Below are 17,959 nucleotides of genomic sequence, written 5' to 3' on the forward strand. Positions count from 1 at the left end.
AAAATTATGTTACAGGGCTGCGAAAGCTGGAGGCATCGTGCCGAGCGCTTCGGGTCGCAAGCGCCGGCCTCGTATCGTTGCCATTTCCTGTTTGTGGCCTAGGGAAATACCTTTGGTGCCATGGATGCCGTATCGTTCGATCGGCCCTATATCGTGGTCCGGCCGGAACTGCGCCGCAGAAGCGCCGCCGGTTGGAGCTTGAGGATTGCGGAGAAAGCAATGAGCGCAGGTGAATTGACCGCCCCCCTGAAAACCAGGGCTTCCCGCAAGAAGCGCAACGGCGCGCAGCCGGAGGCCGCGCTGCATGCATCGCTGCAAGGCGCCATCGCGGAACGCGTCCGCGATTCGCTGCTGCCGGGCGACGGCCCGGCCGACGGGGCATGGATCGAGGAATCGGCCCGTTTCCTGCTCGCGGCCGCGCAGTCGCGCAAACCGGGCGAGCCGGCGATCGAGCTGGCCTCGGCCAGCGAAGGGCGCCGCCTGCTGCGCATCGCGCTTATCAATGACGACATGCCGTTTCTGGTCGATTCGATTGCCGCGGCCGTCGCCGAGGCAGGGCTGGTGATCGATCGGCTCGCTCATCCCGTGCTCTCGGTCGAGCGCGATGCCGAGGGCAAGCTTGTCGCGATTCCCGAATCCGGCGTGCCCGGCAGCAGCCGCGAATCGATGATCTACATCGAAACCGCCCGCGTCGATGCGCGCCAGCGCCGCGAACTGGTGCGCTCGCTGGAGGCGACGCTGGCCGACGTGCGCGGCGCCGTGGCCGATTGGCCGCGCATGGTGGAGGCGCTGCGCGCCGATGCCGAGACCGTGGCCGATCGGGAGGGCGCCGAACTGCTGCGCTGGTTCGCGGGCGGCATGCTCACCCAGCTCGGCCACGTGACCCGCAAGCGCGACGGCAGCAAGTCGCAGCGGCTTGGGGTCTGCCGGCGCGGTGCGGGGGAATTGCTGTCCGACGCCAGCTATGACCGCGCCTTCGCGGTGTTCGATGCCGAACTGGCCGATGGCGAGGTGCGTGCGCCGATGGTGATAAAGGCCAACCAGATGGCCACTGTCCACCGCCGCGTGCCGCTGGACCTGTTCCTCATTCCGGTCATCGAGAAGGGCGCCGTCACCGCGCTTTCGGTGCATGCCGGGATCTGGACGAGCGCCGCGCTGGCCGCGCCGCCGGACCGGGTGCCGAGACTGCGCTGGCTGCTGGCGGGTTTGGCCAGCAAGCTGGGGCTCGATCCGGCCGGGCATACCGGCAAGGCGCTGGCCCATGCGCTCACCAGCCTGCCGCATGATCTCGTGCTCGGCCTTGGCGCCCAGGACGTGGAGCGATTGGCGACGACCATGACCGGGCTGGTCGATCGGCCGCGACCCCGCCTGCTCATCACCCGCGCGCCGCTGATGCGCCACCTCTTCGCCTTCGTCTGGCTGCCGCGCGACCTGGTCGCCACCGAGATGCGCAAGCGCATCCAGGCGATGATCGAGGAGGCCGCGCAGGCGCCCTCGCTCGACTGGAGCCTCAGCGTCGAGGCGGGCAACCTGGCGATGCTGCGCTTCACCGTCGATATCCGCGACGGCGTGCACGAGCCCGACGAGGAGGAACTCGACCGCCGCCTGCAGGTGATGCTGCGCGGCTGGCCGGAAGCGGTCGAGGCGGCGCTGGCCCAGACGCTCGAGCCGGCGCGGGCGGCGGCGGTCGCCGGCCGCTATGCCGACGCCTTTCCATTGGCCTACCGCAGCGACTACGGCCCCATGGAAGCGGCGATCGACATCGGCCACATGCGCAAGATCGTGGTTGGCGAGGCCGCCGACGGGGAACGGCTGCAAGGCCATCGCGACGCCCGGATCTATGCCCACGAAAGCGACGCGCCAGGAAGCCTGCGGCTCAAGATATACGAGGCCCACGGCAGCCTGCCGCTGTCCGACGCGGTTCCGGCGCTGGAGAACTTCGGCTTCCGGGTGCTTGCGGAAGTTCCCACGCCGCTTGAGCAGGGGCGGATCGGGACGATCCACGATTTCACCCTGGCCCTGCCGGTCGGGCGCCGCGCCGGTGACGTGCTGCGCCTTGCCCCGATGATCGAGGATGCCCTGTGCGGCGTGCTCAACGGGTCGAGCGAGAACGATGCGTTCAACCGCCTGGTGCCGGGCCTTGGCCTGTCCAAGCGCGAGGCGAACTGGTTGCGGGCCTGGTATCGCTACTTGCGCCAGGCCGGCATGCATTATGGCATCCCCACGGTGGTCGATGCCTTGCAGGGCGCGCCGACGGTGACGCTGGGCCTGATCGATCTGTTCCGCGCCATCCACGATCCCGGCTTCTCCGCCGATCGCGCCAGCGCGCGCGGGCGGGCCGAGGAAGCGATCCGCACCGGCCTTGCCGGGGTGGGCGCGATCAACGACGATCGCTTGCTGCGCGCCTATCGCGACCTTGTCGGCGCCATCTTGCGCACCAACGCCTTCGCCGGGGCAGGCCAGGTCGCGCTCGCCTTCAAGTTCGATTCCGCGCAAGTGCCGGGCCTGCCGAAGCCGGTGCCATGGCGCGAGATCTTCGTCTATTCACGCCGGGTAGAGGGCATTCACTTGCGCGCCGGGCCCATCGCGCGCGGCGGCTTGCGCTGGTCGGACCGGCGCGACGACTTCCGCACCGAGATCCTGGGCCTGATGAAGGCGCAGCGCGTCAAGAACGCGGTGATCGTGCCGACCGGGGCCAAGGGCGGGTTCTATCCGAAGCAGCTTCCCGATCCGGCGCACGACCGCGCCGGCTGGGCGGCAGAGGGCCAGGCCGCCTACCAGGTCTTCGTCGACACGCTGCTTTCGATCACCGACAACATCGTCGGTGACAAGGTGGTGCATCCGGCCGGCATCGTCGTGCTCGATGGTGACGACCCGTACTTCGTGGTCGCCGCCGACAAGGGCACGGCGAAGTTCTCGGATGTCGCCAACGCGATCGCCGCAAGCCGCGATTTCTGGCTCGACGATGCCTTCGCCAGCGGCGGCTCGAACGGATACGATCACAAGGCCATGGGCATCACCGCGCGCGGGGCCTGGCTTTCGGTGCGGCGCCACTTCCTGGAACTGGGCGTGGATATCCAGACCGAGCCGGTGCGCGTGGTCGGCTGCGGGGACATGTCGGGCGATGTGTTTGGCAACGGCATGCTGCTTTCGCAGGCGCTCAAGCTCGTGGCCGCCTTCGATCATCGCCATATCTTCATCGATCCGGACCCGGATCCGGCGCGGAGCTGGGCGGAACGGAAGCGCTTGTTCGAACTGTCGCATTCGAGCTGGGACGATTACGACAAGGGGCTGATCTCCAAGGGCGGCGGGGTCTTCCCGCGCACGCTGAAGTCGATCCCGCTGACACCCGAGATCCGCGAGGCGCTGGGCATCGAAGCGGCGGAGATCGATCCGGATTCGCTGATCTCGGCGATTCTGTGGGCTCCGGTCGACCTGCTCTGGTTCGGCGGCATCGGCACTTACGTGAAGGCGTCGAGCGAGAACAACGCCACGGTCGGTGATCCCACCAACGATGCGCTGCGCGTCAGTGCCAACGAACTGCGCGCCAAGGTGATCGGCGAAGGCGCGAACCTGGGCGTGACGCAGGCCGGACGCATCGAGTTCGCGCTCAAGGGCCGCGACGGACTGGGCGGACGCATCAACGCCGACTTCATCGACAACTCGGCGGGCGTGGATTGCTCGGACAACGAGGTCAACATCAAGATCGCGCTTGCCGCCGCGCGCCGCGCCGGCAAGCTTTCGGAGAAGAAGCGCGTCGAACTGCTGCGCGCTATGACGGACGAGGTTTCCGCGCTGGTGCTGGAGGACAACCGGCTCCAGGCCCTCGCGCTGTCGATCGCCGAGCGCGGCGGGGCGGAGGCCATGCCTTCGCTGGTGCGCCTGATCGAGATGATGGAGGAAGGCGGGCATCTCGACCGCCGCACCGAGGGCCTTGCCGACAACGAGGCGCTCGCCCGCCGCGCGCAGGACGGTCGCGGGCTGACCCGGCCGGAGCTGGCGGTGCTGCTCTCGAGCGGCAAGCTGCTGTTGCAGGACGCGATCGAGAAGAGCGAGCTTCCGTCCGATCCGGGCCTTGCCGAAATGCTGCTTTCCGCCTTCCCGCGGGCGATGCAGGAGAAGTTCCCGCGCTTCATCAAGGGCCATCGCCTGGCCCGCGAGATCATCGCGACGAAGCTTGCCAACCGGATGGTGAACCGGCTGGGGATCGTCCATCCTTTCGAACTGGCGGAAGAGGAGGGCGCCAGCCTTGCGCAAGTCGCCGCCGCCTTCTCGCTGGCCGAGCGGCTGTTCTCGCTGGACGCGCTGTGGGACCGGCTGGAAACGGCGCCGATGCCGGAAGCCGCGCGCGTGACGCTGTTCGATCGGGTCGCGATCGCGGTGCGCGGCCACATGGCGGACCTGCTGCGCGCCGGTGCCGGTCAGGTCGCCCCCTCCCAACTGGCCGCGCGCCTGCATGACGGGATCGCGGCGCTTTCGACCGATACCGTGGAACTGCTTGGCGAGAGGACGCTGGCGCATTCGCTCAAGCTGCGCGCCGGCCTGCTCGAACTGGGCGCGCCGGAGGCGGTAGCGGCGGACGTGGGGAACTTGTTCGACCTCGACGGCGCGGTCGGCATCGCCCAGCTCGCGGGCGATACCGGGATCGGCCCGCGGCAACTGGTGGCCGCCTTCACCCGGATCGGCGCCGGGCTCGGCCTCGACTGGGCGCAGGCGAGCGCCGCGATCATGAGTCCGTCCGATCCCTGGGAGCGGTTGCTGGTGGCGGGCCTGGCGCGCGATTTCCAGCAGATGCGGCTGGATTTCCTCAAGGGCCTGGCCCACACCAGGCTGGGCCGGAAGGATCCGCTCGCCGCCGCCGAGGACTGGGGACGCAGCCACATGGCCTCGATCCAGGCCTTCCGCGCCATGGTGCGCCGGGCCGAGCATGCGGTGGCGATCACGCCGGCGATGCTCGCCCAGATCGCCAGCCAGGCACGGAACCTGCTGGGGCGGTAGCGGTGTGATCGCAACCTGCCGAACCCTCGCCCCCCGCAGGGAAGAGAACCCGGGCCGGGCTTCGGATTTCACGCCAGCGGCAGTGCCCGCGCTTCCTTGATCGTCTCCAGCACGATGATCGACTTGACGTCGCGCACGCCGGGGATGCGCACCAGCGACTTGAGCGTGATCTGCGAAAGATGTTCGACGTCGCGGGCGATCACGTGGACGAGGTAGTCCATGTCTCCGGTCACGGCGTGGCAGGCGATGACATAGCGGTTGTCCTGGATCGCCTGTTCGAAGCGGGAGATGTTCTCGTCGCTGTGCCCGTCAAGGTTGATGAGCACGTAGGCATCGAGTTCGAACCCGAGCCTGCGCGGATCCAGCACCGGCTGGTAGCCGAGGATGACGCCTTCGTCCTCCAGCCGCTTGATCCGGCGGCTGACCGGCGTGGCCGAGAGCGCGGCGCGTTCCGCCACTTGCGCGACGGGCATGCGCGCGTCTTCCTGCAGGGACTGGATGATCTTGCGGTCGAATTCGTCAAGCTGCACGGATCGTCTCCCTCTTCCCTTATTATTGGTGGATTCCGCTAATAGCATACGCATTTTCTGTTACAATCGCACGGAAATGAACCGCGCGCCGTGGTATTGTGCGAACCATGAAAGTGCCGTGCACGCAAACCAGCACCAGCGGCCTTCGCGGAGAGTACGAAGGCGCCGCCGCCGACTATAGCGTCGGGCAGGACTGGCACGCCTATACCCCGGAGATGCACGAGCGCTGGCGGCGGCTCCACGCCCGCCAGTCGGCGCTGGTCGAGCGTCATGCCTGCCGTTCGTTCCGGGATGGGCTGGCCCGGCTCGATTGCGCCGGCGGCATCCCGCGTTTCGAGGACGCGAACGCGATCCTGCGCCCGGCCACCGGCTGGCGGCTGGTCGCGGTGCCCGGCTTCATCCCCGATGACGTGTTCTTCGATCACCTTGCCCATCGCCGCTTCCCGGTAACCCGCTGGATTCGCGAGGAGCACGAGCTCGACTACCTGGTCGAGCCCGACGTGTTCCATGATTTCTTCGGCCATGTGCCGATGCTGCTGGACCCGGCCATCGCCGATTTCCTGGAGCTTTACGGAAAGGCCGGCGCGCGGGCGATGGCGATGGGCGCGCTGGAGATGCTGGCGCGCCTGTACTGGTACACCATCGAGTTCGGCCTGGTGCGCGAGGACGATGTCCTCAAGGTCTTCGGCGCCGGGATCATGTCCTCGGCCAGCGAGACGCTGCATTCGATCGGTGACGGGCAGGTGCCGCGCCTGCCCTTCGAACCGGTGCGCATCATGCGCACCGGCTACATGATCGATCGTTTCCAGCAGATCTATTTCGTGCTCGAAAGCCTGCCCCAGCTGATCGGCGAGCTGGTCGGCCGCGATTTCGGGCCCATCTACGAACAATGGCGCGCGGCGCCCGCGCTGCCGGCCGGCCAGTGCCTGCCCGGAGAAACCCTCATCCCTTTTCCCGGAGCCAGGACATGACCGACCTGTTCGACAATCCCATCGGTCTCGACGGTTTCGAATTCGTCGAGTTCTCCGCTCCCGACAAGGGCGTGCTCGAGCCGGTGTTCCAGGGCATGGGGTTCACCAGGATCGCGCGGCACCGCTCGAAGGACGTGGAGCTGTGGCGGCAGGGGCAGATCAACTTCATCACCAATTACCAGCCGCACAGCCCGGCCTGGTTCTTCAGCCGCGAGCATGGCCCCAGCGCCTGCGGCATGGGCTTTCGCGTGCGGGACGCGCGGCTGGCCTACGCCGAACTGCTGGCGCGCTCGGCCGAGCCGGTGCAGGTCGCCACGGGCCCGATGGAACTGCACCTGCCGGGTATCCGCGGCATCGGCAATTCGATCATCTACCTGATCGATCGCTATGAGCGAAGCGGCGACGGTGCCCTCACCATCTACGACATCGATTTCGAGTACCTGCCCGGCGTGGACAGGCATCCGGCCGGCGCCGGGCTTGAGCTGATCGACCACCTCACGCACAATGTCTATGGCGGCCGCATGGCCTACTGGGCGGACTACTACGGGAAGCTCTTCAACTTTCGCGAAATCCGCTACTTCGACATCAAGGGCGAATATACCGGCCTCACATCGAAGGCGCTGACCGCGCCCGACGGCAAGATCCGCATTCCCCTCAACGAGGAAGGCGCCGACGGAAACGGGGGCGGAAAGGGGCAGATCGAGGAATTCCTGCGCCGCTTCAATGGCGAGGGCATCCAGCACATCGCGCTGGGCTGCGACAGTCTCGTGAAGACCTGGGATCGCCTCAAGGCGCTGGGCGTGCCGTTCATGGCCGCGCCGCCCGCGACGTACTACGAGATGCTCGACACCCGCCTGCCGGGCCACGGCCAGCCGGTGGGCGAACTGAAGGCGCGCGGCATCCTGCTCGACGGCACCACCGAAGACGCCCGCCCGCGCCTGCTGCTGCAGATCTTCGCCGAGCCGCAGGTCGGCCCGGTCTTCTTCGAATTCATCGAACGCCAGGGTGACGAAGGTTTCGGCGAGGGGAACTTCAAGGCCCTGTTCGAATCGATCGAACGCGACCAGGTGCGTCGCGGCGTGCTCAAGCTGGAGACCCCGGGATGACGAGAGCGGCAGCCCCCAGGCTCGGCGGCATTCACCATGTCGCCTATCGGTGCAGGGACGCGAAGGAGACGGTCGCGTTCTACCGCGAGGTGCTGGGCATGGACTTCATGCTCGCCATCGCCGAGGACGCGGTGCCTTCCACCGGCGAACCCGATCCTTACATGCATGTATTCATGGATGCGGGCGGCGGCAATGTGCTGGCTTTCTTCGAGCTACCCAACGCGGCCGCGATGGGCCGCGACGAGGCCACGCCCGCATGGGTGCAGCACATCGCCTTCAAGGTCGAGAGCGAGGACAGCCTGATGGCGGCCAAGGCCCGCGCCGAGGCCTGCGGCCTGGAGGTGGTGGGCCCGACGCATCACGGCGTGTTCAAGTCGATCTATTTCTTCGATCCCAACGGTCACCGGCTTGAACTGGCGTGGCAATTCGGTACGCCCGACCAGATGCGGCGCCTGCATGACGTGGCGGACGACATGCTTGAGGAATGGTCCCGCACCAGGAAGGCGCCGCGCCACGCGGCCTGGTTGCACGAACAGATCGCTGCCGAGACCGGAAGAGGAAGCTGAACGTGCGTCTCCACGCCTATTACCGCAGTTCCACCAGCTACCGGGTCCGCATCGCGCTCAATCTCAAGGGGCTGGATTACCGGATCGTGCCGGTCAACCTCCTCGGAGCCGAACAGCGGGGAGAGGCATTCCGCAGGCTCAATCCCTTCGCCGGGGTGCCGGCGCTGGAAGTGGACGGGCGCGTCTATGCCCAGTCGATGGCGATCCTGGAATGGCTCGACGAACGCTATCCGGACCGGCCGCTGCTTCCGCGCGGCGCGGAGGACCGCTTCACCGCGCGCGAGCTGGCCATGGCGATCGCCACCGAACTCCACGCGCCGCTCAACCTGCCGGTGCTGCAATACCTCAAGCGCGAGCTGGGCCATTCGCAGGACGAGATCGACACCTGGTATCGTCACTGGCTGGCCAGGACGCTGGTTCCGCTCGAGGCCAGGCTTGCCGCCCTGGGCACCGGCGATTTCCTGTTCGGCGCGCCGGGCCTGTTCGAATGCGTGCTGATCCCCCAGCTCTACAACGCGCGGCGCTTCGCATTCGATGTCTCGGCCTTGCCCCACGCCGCGCGGATCGAAGCCGCATGCCTCGCGCATCCCGCCTTCGTGGCGGCCCATCCGGACAACCAGCCCGATTGCCCGATCGAGGTATGATGCCGTACCGCGATGAAGCGAGAAGATGAGCGCCTTAACTAAGAATTAGTTATACAAGGTTTAGGCAGTCTCATGACTTCCAGACGCCCGACCGAGCGCAGACAGGCCAAGCACGTCGCCCTGACGCTGGAACACTCGTTTCTCTTTCACATCCCCCCTCGGATCGCCTTGGCAGTCATCGTCGCGCTGCTGTGCGCGGTGGCGACGATCGAGCATTTCGTGCCCAGGGAGATCTGGTTCGGGCCGGTCTATCTCGGCGTGCTGGCGCTGGCCGCGTGGTCGCGGAGCACCGGCACGGCGGTGGCGATCGGGCTGTTCGTGCTCGTGCTGAAACTGGTGACGGGCAATCTCGCCTTCTACCCGGGGGACGCCGGACTGGTGGTCCCCAACCTGGTCGTCAGGATCGCCGGCATCATGGTCGTCATGGCATTCATCGGGATGGCGCGAAAATCGTGCGAGAAGGAGTGGCGCTTCGCCCGGACGGATCTGCTGACCGGGGCATTGAACCGCCAGGCCTTTTTCGAGATCGTCAGGGGCGACCAGCGCCTTGGCGGCTGGTCGGCGATAATCTACGCGGATCTGGACGGCCTCAAGCGCTTGAACGACGAGGAAGGGCACGACCAGGGCGACCAGTGCCTGAAGATCTTCGCGCAAACCGTGAGGAACACCATCCGCAAGGGCGATGTCCTTGCCCGCATGGGCGGCGACGAATTCGTCATCTTCATGAAGCTGAAGGACCAGGAAGCAGGAGCGACCGTCGCCAGGAGACTGCACAAGGCGCTGAACGCCGATGTCGTGGAAAACTGCTGCCGCCTCAAGTGCAGCCTGGGGGTCCTGCTGCTTCCGGAAGGTTCGAAATCCATCGACGTGGAATTGAGGGCCGCTGACGAGCTTATGTACAAGGCCAAGAAATCCCAGTCCGGCGTGCTCGTTTCGACGGCGTTCGAGTATGACGGGAAACTGGCCCTGCTGCCTTCCACCTTGATATTCGCTCCCTCCGGGCACGAATCCGCGGTCCGCAAGGCCGACCGGGCCGCCGCCGCCGGGGCGATCCCGCCGGGCAGGGCGCTTCCCAAGCCGGAATCGCCGATCGCGGCGTAGGGCTAGACCATCATGCGAAAAATCTGAAGCTACAGCCCGAGCGGGTACGGTTCAGATCAACCGCACGTCGCTTTGGCCCGCGATGAATGGAACCATCCGGCCCCTTCCCTGAAGGGGAGAAGAGTACCAATCACCGCTTGTCGGTATCGGGCCCCATCAGAAGAAGTCCCGATCCAGTTCCCGCAAGTCCAGCCGCGCGCACAGCGCGGCGCGCGCGGCGATGCAGTCGCGCCAGAGCGCCGGCGAGGCGAGGTCTTCCACGGCGATCTGCTCCGGCCAGTGCGCCCGCACCAGCGCCTCGATGCCGTCGAGCTTCTCCGGCGTGGCGATGAAGCGGGGATCCACCGTGGCGGGATCGGCCACCACGCGCAGCCGCAGGCAGGCGGGGCCGCCGCCGTTGGCCATGGATTCGCGCAAGTCGTGGACGAAGAGGTGGCGGATCGGGCCGTTGCCGGCGACGTGGGCTTCCAGCCACGCCCAGACCGCCGGCGTCTCCTGCGCCTCGCCGGGCAGGACCAGCGCCATCTCGCCCGATGGCAGCGTCACCAGCTGGGCGTTGAACAGATACGAGGCGATCGCATCGGCCAGGCTGACGGCGCTGGCCGGCACTTCCACGATTTCCACTTCGGGCAGCCTGTCGCGCAAGCCGGCGTAAAGGCCTTCGCGGTCGGCGAAAGCCTGTTCGTGCGTGAACAACACCCGCTCGTTGGCCACCGCGACGACATCGTTGTGGAAAGCGCCGGCGGCGATGGCTTCCCCAGACTGCCGGGCAAGCATGGTGCGGGCCGGGTCGAGGCCGTGGATGCGGGCGACGGCCGCGCTTGCCTCGCGGTGCTGGCGCGCGGGGAAAGGGCCGCCCGCCTCGCCGTAGACGAAGACTTCGACGCCGGGCGAGGCGTGGTCCGCGCAAAGCCGCATGTGATTGGCCGCGCCCTCGTCCCCGAACGGGGGCGGCACCGGGGCGTGGACCGCGAAGTGCGCCGTATCGGCAAAGGCGAGCTGAAGCTGGCACAGCGTTTCGCGCCACTCATGGCTGCGATGGGGCATCGTCACCAGGTTGGCGGCGGTAAGGTGGCAGCGGCCGTCCGCCGTGTCCGGCGCGGGCGAGACGGTCGCCGCATTGGCCGCCCACATCGAGGATGCGGACAAGGCATTGGCGCGCAAGGCCGGGCCCGCCTCCGCCAGGCTGGCGCCGAGCCGGTGCAGCCAGCCTTCGTCGGGGCGGCGCTGGGGCAGGAACATCCCCTGCGCCAGCCCGCGCTCGAGATTGGCGCGCATCTTGGAAAGCCCCTGCAAGGCCGCGTCGCGCGGGCGAGAGACTTTGCCGAAGTTGCGGGCGGAGGCGAGATTGCCCAGGCTCAGCCCGGCGTAGTTGTGGCTGGGACCGACGATTCCGTCGAAGTTGATTTCAGTGAGCATGGAGCGATCTAGCGCGATTTTCCCGCTGGCGTCATCCGGTGAATGGAGGGGGGCGCGAATGGAGGGGGCCGCCGCTCCGGTCCCGGAATGCCCGTCGTCCCGGGCTCTCCCCGGGACGACGGGCAGGGCCCGCGAACGATTCGGAAAAAAGTTTGACGATGGGAAAGAGCGGCGGGCCGATACCGGGTTCCATGGAGCGCGCTGCACGATACCGAATCCCGCCGCGATCGTATCGAACGCGGGAAGTGTAGGAAAATTGTTTCGGCGCGGATGAACCCGGTCACCAGATGCCTTGCGATCCCGGACTGGCTGTGGCAGCAAAAACCGAACGGGACCGGGCAACCTCCCGTTCAGGCGTTCCCCGCCCAAGCGTTGCGTGATCGTGGTGGCGCCTTGCGCCATGGGGGAACGTGTGACCGAACCGATACTGCATGAACCAGGCTTGCACGAACCGAGCTTGCACGAATTGACGCGCGTCTTCGGGCGTATCGGTTTCCTGAGCTTCGGCGGGCCGGCCGTGCAGATCGCGCTGATGCACAAGGAACTGGTCGATGACCGCGGCTGGATCAGCGAGGAACGCTTTCTCCAGGCGCTGAACTTCTGCCACCTGCTGCCCGGCCCCGAAGCGCAGCAGCTGGCGACCTATATCGGCTGGCACCTGCATGGCACGAAAGGCGGGCTGATCGGCGGCGGCCTGTTCGTGCTTCCCGGCGCCCTGGTCATGCTGTGCCTGTCGATCCTCTATGTCCATGCGGCGCATCTGGGGTGGTTCACGGCGCTGTTCGTGGGGATCAAGGCCGCCGTGCTGGCGCTGGTGGCGCAGGCCCTGCTGCGGATCGGCAAGCGGGCGCTCGACAGCTCTTTCAAGTGCCTGCTCGCGGTCCTCTCGTTCGTCGGGCTGTTCTTCCTCGACCTGCCGTTTCCGCTCGTCGTGCTGGGCGCCGGCGCCCTCGGCATGGCGGTCGCGGCTTTCGCGCCCCGGTGGCTGGCGCTGAAGGCGGGACCGGCGGCCCGGCCCGCCCCATCAGGCCGATCCCTGCTGGGCCAGGCATTCAGGACGGCGCTGGTCTGGGGCGCGATCTGGGGCCTGCCGCTGGCGGGAATCGCGGCCTGGCTGGGCCCCGATCACATGCTGTTCGGGATCGGCGCCTTTTTCTCCAAGCTGGGGGCGGTCACCTTCGGCGGCGCCTATGCCATCCTTGCCTATATGGCGCAGGAGGCCGTCCGCACGCATCACTGGCTGAGCGCGGGCGAGATGGCGGACGGACTGGGACTGGCGGAAACGACGCCCGGGCCGCTGGTCATGGTGACCCAGTTCGTGGGCTTCCTTGCCGCCTATCGCGCGCCGGGGCCGTTCTCGCCGATGGTCGCGGGCATCCTGGGCGCGGCAGTCACCACATGGACGACGTTCGCGCCCAGTTTCCTCGGCATCTTCGTCTGCGCGCCCTGGATCGAGCGGCTTGAACATGCCCGCCGGCTGCAAGGCGGACTGGCGGCGCTGACGGCGGCGGTGGTCGGGGTGATCGCCAACCTCGCCATCTGGTTCGCCGTCCACGTGATCTTCGCGCGGGTGGAAGCGGTGAAGCACGGCTTCGTCACGCTTCAGACGCCGGACTGGCGAAGCATCGATCCGCTTGCCCTGGCGCTCTGCATCCTGGCTTTCCTGCTGCTGTTCCGCACCCGGATCGGTGTCCTGGGCACGCTTTGCGCATGCGGCGCAGCGGCAGTGACCGTCCGCGTCCTGCTGCCGCAGGCGGCGGCTTTCTTCGCGGGGTGAGCGGGACCATGCCAGGTCTCTTGGAGGGAGACCCATCTTCTCCCTTCGCTCCTCGCAAGGACGAAGATGGGGGTATGAGTTCTTGACAATGCAGGGTGATATTACTTGGTATCACCCCGGCGCGAAGGTGACCGTGTCCCCCGCGCCCACGCCCAGCAGCCTGGCCGCCGCCGCATCCAGCGTCACGCCGCCTTCGGTCGCGGCGATTCGGCCCAGGCAGGCGCGGAAGGTCGCGAGGTGGCCGGTGGCGATGATGTGGCTCGGTTCGCCGCCGGGCTCGCCGCTCACCGCCGCGACCGGTTCGGTGCGGGCCTGGCGCACGGTGCGGATCTGGTCGGTGGCGGCGATCATGGTCGGGCCGCCGTCGAAGATGTCGATGTAGTTCTGGAAGGAAAAGCCTTCGCTTTCCAGCATGCGCATGGCCGGCCGGCCGGAGTAGTGGGGTTGGCCCATGACCTGGCGCGCCGCTTCGGACAGCAGCGCGGTGTAGATCGGGTGCTTGGGCATGAGATCGGCGATGAACTGGTTGCCGTGCTTGGCGTTGAACTCGTCGGCGTCGCGGAAGGACATGTCGAAGAAGCGGCCCGCGAGGCCATCCCAGAACGGGGAGTTTCCGGCATCGTCGATGGCGCCGCGCAGTTCGGCCAGGGTCACCTCGCCGAAGCGGGAGCGGTGCATCTTGATGAACAGGTAGCGGCTGCGCGCCAGCAGCTTGCCGACGCCGGCCGAACGCTCGGCGGCGTCGAGGTAGAGCCCGCCCACTTCGCTGGCGCCGTCGAGATCGGTGGTGAGCGTGAGCATCTCGGCGCGGAAGGTGCGGTCAAGCTCCTTCGAATGCTGGGTGATCCGGCCGATGCGGTAGGAGTAGAACGGCAGTTCGGTGCCCACTTGCGAAAAGGCCTGGCAAGTGCCGCGCACTTTGCCGGTCTCGGTGTCCTCCAGAATGAACACGAACAGGTCGTTGCCGATCGCATCTTCGTCGCGGGCAAGGCTTTTCGCGGCGCGTTCGAGCTTGGCCTTCAGCGTCGGCTTGTCGGGCGGCAGGTTGGTGAAGCCGCCGCCGGTGCCCTTGGCCATGCGGTAAAGCGCGTCGAGGTCCTTTTCGCGCGCGGTGCGCAGGATGAAGGTCATGCGGGTACTCCGTGGCGGTCCAGGCGGTGCATGACCAGCGCGGTCAGCCGCGCGCGGGCATCGAGCGAGCCGGTCAGCAGGAACTCGCCGGGCGAATGGATCGCCCCGCCCAGCGCGCCCATGGTGTCGAGCACCGGCACGCCGCAGGCGGCTATGTTGTTGCCGTCGCACACGCCGCCGGTGTCCTTCCAGGTCATCGCCTGGCCAAGATCGGCGGCAGCGCGCGAGACCAGGGCGTAGAGCGCCTCGGTGCCCGGCCCGACCGGCTTGGGCGGGCGCGAGACATGGCCGTGGAGCTGGATCGAAACGTCGTGGGCGGCCGCGACTTCGGCGATCGCGGCATCGATCGCCGCGCGCGCCGCCTCGGCCAGCCCGGGCGTGCGCGGGCGCATGTTGAAGTGCAGGATCGCCAGGTCGGGCACGGTGTTGTTGGGCGCGCCGCCCTCGATCCGCGCCGGGTTGACCGACAGCCCCTCGCGCCGCGCCGCCGCGAGGCGCAGGGCGAGGTCGCCGGCGGCGACCACGGCGTTGCGCCCTTCCTCGGGATTGCGCCCGGCGTGGGCGGACCTGCCGCGGATCACCGCCGCGTAATTGCCCGAACCGGGCCGCGCGCGCGCCATGCCGCCGTCGGGCAGGGCGGGCTCGTAAGTCAGCGCCGCGATCTTGCCGCGCGCCAGCTCGGCGATCAGCGCGGCGGAGGACAGCGATCCGGTTTCCTCGTCGCTGTTGATGAGCACATCGTAGCCGAGCGTTGGGCCGAGCGTTGGCCCGCCTTGCTCGTAGGCGGCAAGGCCGGCGAGCATCAGCGCGAGGCCGCCCTTCATGTCGGCGGTGCCGGGGCCGCGCAGGGTTTCCGCGTCCAGCCAGTCGCAGGCCTGGAAGGGGTGGTTCCTGGCATAGACGGTGTCCATGTGCCCGGTCAGGATCACGCGGCGCCCGGCCTCGGGCCGAACCGAAAGCACCAGGTGGCGGCCGTGCGCGACGGCGTGCGGCCGCCCCTCGGCATCGACTTTCTCGACCGGGGCGGGCTCTGCCAGGCGGATCTCGCCGGGAAGCGCCGCGAAGGCATCGGCGAGCCGCCCGGCCATGGCGGCAAGCCCTTCCAGGTTGCCGGTGCCGCTGTTGATCGCCGCCCAGTCCAGCGTGCGCGCCAGGATCGGGCCGCGCTCGATCGCCGCCAGCAGATCGTGCTCCTCGCCGCTGAGGCCGCTCATCCGCGCAGCTTGCCGGCCAGCGCCGCGGCATTGCCCTGCGCGCTCGCCGCCTCGAAGCTGGCGACGGGATAGGCGCAGTAGTCGGCGGCGTAATAGGCGCTGGGGCGGTGATTGCCGCTTTCGCCGAGGCCGCCGAACGGCATCGAGCCGGCCGCGCCGGTGGTCGGCCGGTTGCGATTGACGACGCCGGCGCGGCATTCGCCCAGGAACCGGTCCCACAGCGCGTCGTCGCCGCTGACGAGGCCGGCGGAAAGGCCGAAGCGGGTGTTGTTGGCGGCCCGGATCGCGGCGTCGAAATCGGGGACCCGGCAGACTTGCAGGACGGGGGCGAAGATTTCCTCATCGGGCACGAAAGCGCCGGTCACGTCGAGCATGGCCGGCGTGACGAAGGCGGCGCTGCGCCCCTCGATACCGGTGAAGGGGCGGATGATCCGGGCACCGCGTTCGACCAGCCCGTCGAAACGGGCCCTGGCTCCGGCCGCCGCCGCTTCGGAAACCAGCGGGCCCATGTAGGGTTCGGGCGTGTCGTTCCAGGCGCCGATCAGCAGCCTCTCCGCCGCCTTCGCCACCGCCTCCACCAGGGCCGTGCCGAAGGCATTGTCCGGCACGATCAGCCGCCGCGCGCAGGAACAGCGCTGGCCGGTGGTGACGAAGGCCGATTGCACGACCACCGAGGCGGCCTCCTCCACGTCGCCATCCCAGGCGACCAGCGGATTGTTGCCGCCCAGCTCCAGCGCCAGGATCACGTCCGGACGATCGGCGAACGCCCGCCGGAAATGCGCGCCCGCGCCCGCCGAGCCGGTGAACAGCAGCCCGTCGATAGGGCCGGAAACCAGGGCCTCGCCGGTCTCGCGCGGGCCCTGCAGGATCTGGAACACGCCGGCGGGCAGGCCCGCCTCGGCCCAGGCATCGGCCATCGCCGCGCCGGTCGCCGGGGTCATCTCGCTGGGCTTGAACACCACCGTATTGCCCGCGAGCAGGGCGGGCACGATGTGGCCGTTGGGCAAGTGCCCCGGAAAGTTGAAAGGCCCCAGCACCGCCATGACCCCGTGCGGCCGGTGGCGCAGCACCGCCTGCCCGAACGGCATGCCAGACCGCTTCTCGCCCGCGCGCTCGGCCTGCGCGGCGATCGAGAGGCCGACCTTGCCGATCATCGAGGCAAGCTCCGCGCGGGTTTCCCACAAGGGCTTGCCGGTCTCGCGTGAGATCACCTCGGCGATCGCATCCTTGCGCGCTTCGAGCACCGCCTGGTAGCGCCGCGCCGCCTCGACGCGGGCTGCCACGGGAAGCGCCGCCCAGCCCGGAAAGGCCTTGCGCGCGTGCAGCAGCGCGGCCGATACCGCCGCGGCGTTCGCGATCCCGCCTTCCCAGACGAGATCGCCGCTGGCCGGATCGAACGATCGCAGCGTGGTCATCGGTCCCTCGTCACCGCGAAGATGCCGGTGGCGTTGCCGCTGTCGAAAGTGAGGTCGAGCCTGCCGCTTTCCGGTTCCACGTCGCGGGTGATGAACTCATAGAACGATCCGGGCACTTCCATCGCCGTCTCGCCGCCATCGGCCAGGCGGAACGGGCGGCGGACCTTGTCGGCCAGGATCGCGGTCTGCCGCACTCGGCCGTTTCGCGATATTTCCACCGTGGGCTTGAGCGGATAGCCCGCCGCCTTGAGCTTCCCGGCCAGCGCGGTCACGTCGGGCACCCGGGTGGTGGCGTGGTTGAAGGCATTGCCCTCGGTCGCGATCCAGGCGCCTTCCTTGCTGTGTTCGAGCAGCGCGCGGTAATCTTCCAGCGCGGGGACTGGATGCTGGCGATCGAAAGCGCGCAGGGCGCCCTGCACGATCGTTTCCGCCTCGCCCAGCGAACACGCGCCTTCGCGGGCGAGCGTATCGAGCGCCTTCCACTCGGCGTCGCCGAGCGGATCGCGCGACTGGCCGAAGATGCGCGCGGCCGCCGCCCGCGCCGTTTCCGGCAGTTCACCGACGTGCAGTTCGGAGACGAAGAACTGCGGCACTGTCTCTGGAAAGTCGCGGTGCACGAAGGCATGGCCGGTCATCGTGAGCGCCGGCAGCGGGTAGACTCCGCCCACCTCGTAGCCGAGCGGCGCCAGGAAGCGCGCGAAGGCATCGCGGCCCGCGGGCAGATCGCCGCAATCGCCGGCGATCGTGCGCAGCGCGCCATGGTCGAACACGATCGATTCGCCGGCCGCGCGCGCGCTTTCGACATAGCGGGCGGCGGTGGGCACCCGGTCCATCAGGTCGACGAACAGCGCCGCGTTCAGCGCCATCGCCACTTGCGCACGGCTCGGGCGGTCGGTGGCGCCGCGAAGCGCCGGATCGATGGCGAGCGTCGCCAGCACCCAGCCGGCGCGCGGTTCGCCGACCACCGAGGCCAGCAGCCGGTGGAGGATTTCGTTCTGGTTGGCGGCGTTGCCGGAGGCAGGGCCCATGGGATCCCCGTTGTTTATTTATTGCGTGGGCTTGCAATATAAGAAACGAAAATCGGGAA

Annotated in this window: 13 protein-coding genes; 7 read left to right on the plus strand and 6 right to left on the minus strand. The window is 68.2% G+C overall.

The annotated features are described in order from the left end of the window. The first annotated feature begins 219 nt into the window (after window positions 1-219). Complete coding sequence (locus BM052_RS11340) at window positions 220-4,998, plus strand: NAD-glutamate dehydrogenase domain-containing protein (RefSeq protein WP_091146894.1); 4,779 nt, start codon at window positions 220-222, stop codon at window positions 4,996-4,998. Between the two features lie 68 nt (window positions 4,999-5,066). On the opposite strand, the gene BM052_RS11345 is transcribed toward BM052_RS11340, so the two are convergent. After that, entirely contained in the window at window positions 5,067-5,528 is a 462-nt protein-coding gene (locus BM052_RS11345) for an Lrp/AsnC family transcriptional regulator (RefSeq protein ID WP_091146780.1), read from the minus strand. A 107-nt stretch (window positions 5,529-5,635) separates the two neighbouring features. Here BM052_RS11345 and phhA point away from each other — a divergent pair, with 107 nt between their 5' ends. The 5 genes from phhA (at window position 5,636) to BM052_RS11370 (ending at window position 9,916) form a co-directional block, all read left to right on the plus strand. Further along, entirely contained in the window at window positions 5,636-6,499 is an 864-nt protein-coding gene (phhA, locus tag BM052_RS11350) for a phenylalanine 4-monooxygenase (RefSeq protein WP_091146783.1), read from the plus strand. Next, complete coding sequence (gene hppD, locus BM052_RS11355; RefSeq protein WP_091146785.1) at window positions 6,496-7,605, plus strand: 4-hydroxyphenylpyruvate dioxygenase; 1,110 nt, start codon at window positions 6,496-6,498, stop codon at window positions 7,603-7,605. The genes phhA and hppD overlap by 4 nt, the downstream gene beginning before the upstream one ends. Further along, complete coding sequence (locus BM052_RS11360) at window positions 7,602-8,171, plus strand: VOC family protein (RefSeq protein ID WP_091146787.1); 570 nt, start codon at window positions 7,602-7,604, stop codon at window positions 8,169-8,171. The genes hppD and BM052_RS11360 overlap by 4 nt, the downstream gene beginning before the upstream one ends. Window positions 8,172-8,173: 2 nt before the next feature. Beyond that, window positions 8,174-8,815: a maleylacetoacetate isomerase gene (gene maiA / locus BM052_RS11365; RefSeq protein WP_091146790.1), complete on the plus strand. Its 642-nt coding sequence runs from the start codon at window positions 8,174-8,176 to the stop codon at window positions 8,813-8,815. A gap of 72 nt (window positions 8,816-8,887) precedes the next feature. Beyond that, window positions 8,888-9,916, plus strand: a complete 1,029-nt coding sequence (locus tag BM052_RS11370) for a GGDEF domain-containing protein (protein WP_255406088.1) — start codon at window positions 8,888-8,890, stop codon at window positions 9,914-9,916. Between the two features lie 156 nt (window positions 9,917-10,072). Here the strand turns inward: BM052_RS11370 and BM052_RS11375 are convergent, their stop codons facing one another. Next, window positions 10,073-11,335, minus strand: coding sequence for an N-succinylarginine dihydrolase (locus BM052_RS11375; protein ID WP_091146791.1), 1,263 nt, complete (start codon window positions 11,333-11,335; stop codon window positions 10,073-10,075). 400 nt (window positions 11,336-11,735) lie between these two features. On the opposite strand from BM052_RS11375, the gene chrA reads away from it, so the two are divergent. Further along, window positions 11,736-13,112, plus strand: a complete 1,377-nt coding sequence (chrA, locus tag BM052_RS11380; RefSeq protein WP_091146792.1) for a chromate efflux transporter — start codon at window positions 11,736-11,738, stop codon at window positions 13,110-13,112. Between the two features lie 111 nt (window positions 13,113-13,223). Here the strand turns inward: chrA and BM052_RS11385 are convergent, their stop codons facing one another. The 4 genes from BM052_RS11385 to BM052_RS11400 are packed head-to-tail and all read right to left on the minus strand — an operon-like array spanning window position 13,224 to window position 17,900. Then, on the minus strand, window positions 13,224-14,243 hold the full coding sequence (locus BM052_RS11385; RefSeq protein ID WP_091146794.1) for an arginine N-succinyltransferase: 1,020 nt from the start codon (window positions 14,241-14,243) through the stop codon (window positions 13,224-13,226). After that, complete coding sequence (locus tag BM052_RS11390; protein ID WP_091146795.1) at window positions 14,240-15,457, minus strand: hydrolase; 1,218 nt, start codon at window positions 15,455-15,457, stop codon at window positions 14,240-14,242. The genes BM052_RS11385 and BM052_RS11390 overlap by 4 nt, the downstream gene beginning before the upstream one ends. Further along, entirely contained in the window at window positions 15,454-16,872 is a 1,419-nt protein-coding gene (gene astD, locus BM052_RS11395; protein ID WP_091146798.1) for a succinylglutamate-semialdehyde dehydrogenase, read from the minus strand. The genes BM052_RS11390 and astD overlap by 4 nt, the downstream gene beginning before the upstream one ends. Continuing rightward, entirely contained in the window at window positions 16,869-17,900 is a 1,032-nt protein-coding gene (locus BM052_RS11400) for a 2-oxoadipate dioxygenase/decarboxylase family protein (RefSeq protein ID WP_091146799.1), read from the minus strand. The genes astD and BM052_RS11400 overlap by 4 nt, the downstream gene beginning before the upstream one ends. Window positions 17,901-17,959: the final 59 nt, after the last annotated feature.

The sequence above is a fragment of the Novosphingobium sp. CF614 genome, from assembly GCF_900113255.1.
Lineage (GTDB): Bacteria > Pseudomonadota > Alphaproteobacteria > Sphingomonadales > Sphingomonadaceae > Novosphingobium.

Bases quoted from the DNA above. Each gene is read 5' to 3' on its own strand.
- BM052_RS11340 (WP_091146894.1), top strand. From the start codon at position 220: ATGAGCGCAGGTGAATTGACCGCCCCCCTGAAAACCAGGGCTTCCCGC.
- phhA (WP_091146783.1), top strand. From the start codon at position 5,636: ATGAAAGTGCCGTGCACGCAAACCAGCACCAGCGGCCTTCGCGGAGAG.
- hppD (WP_091146785.1), top strand. From the start codon at position 6,496: ATGACCGACCTGTTCGACAATCCCATCGGTCTCGACGGTTTCGAATTC.
- BM052_RS11360 (WP_091146787.1), top strand. From the start codon at position 7,602: ATGACGAGAGCGGCAGCCCCCAGGCTCGGCGGCATTCACCATGTCGCC.
- BM052_RS11370 (WP_255406088.1), top strand. From the start codon at position 8,888: ATGACTTCCAGACGCCCGACCGAGCGCAGACAGGCCAAGCACGTCGCC.
- BM052_RS11375 (WP_091146791.1), bottom strand. From the start codon at position 11,335: ATGCTCACTGAAATCAACTTCGACGGAATCGTCGGTCCCAGCCACAAC.
- chrA (WP_091146792.1), top strand. From the start codon at position 11,736: ATGGGGGAACGTGTGACCGAACCGATACTGCATGAACCAGGCTTGCAC.
- BM052_RS11385 (WP_091146794.1), bottom strand. From the start codon at position 14,243: ATGACCTTCATCCTGCGCACCGCGCGCGAAAAGGACCTCGACGCGCTT.
- BM052_RS11390 (WP_091146795.1), bottom strand. From the start codon at position 15,457: ATGAGCGGCCTCAGCGGCGAGGAGCACGATCTGCTGGCGGCGATCGAG.
- astD (WP_091146798.1), bottom strand. From the start codon at position 16,872: ATGACCACGCTGCGATCGTTCGATCCGGCCAGCGGCGATCTCGTCTGG.
- BM052_RS11400 (WP_091146799.1), bottom strand. From the start codon at position 17,900: ATGGGCCCTGCCTCCGGCAACGCCGCCAACCAGAACGAAATCCTCCAC.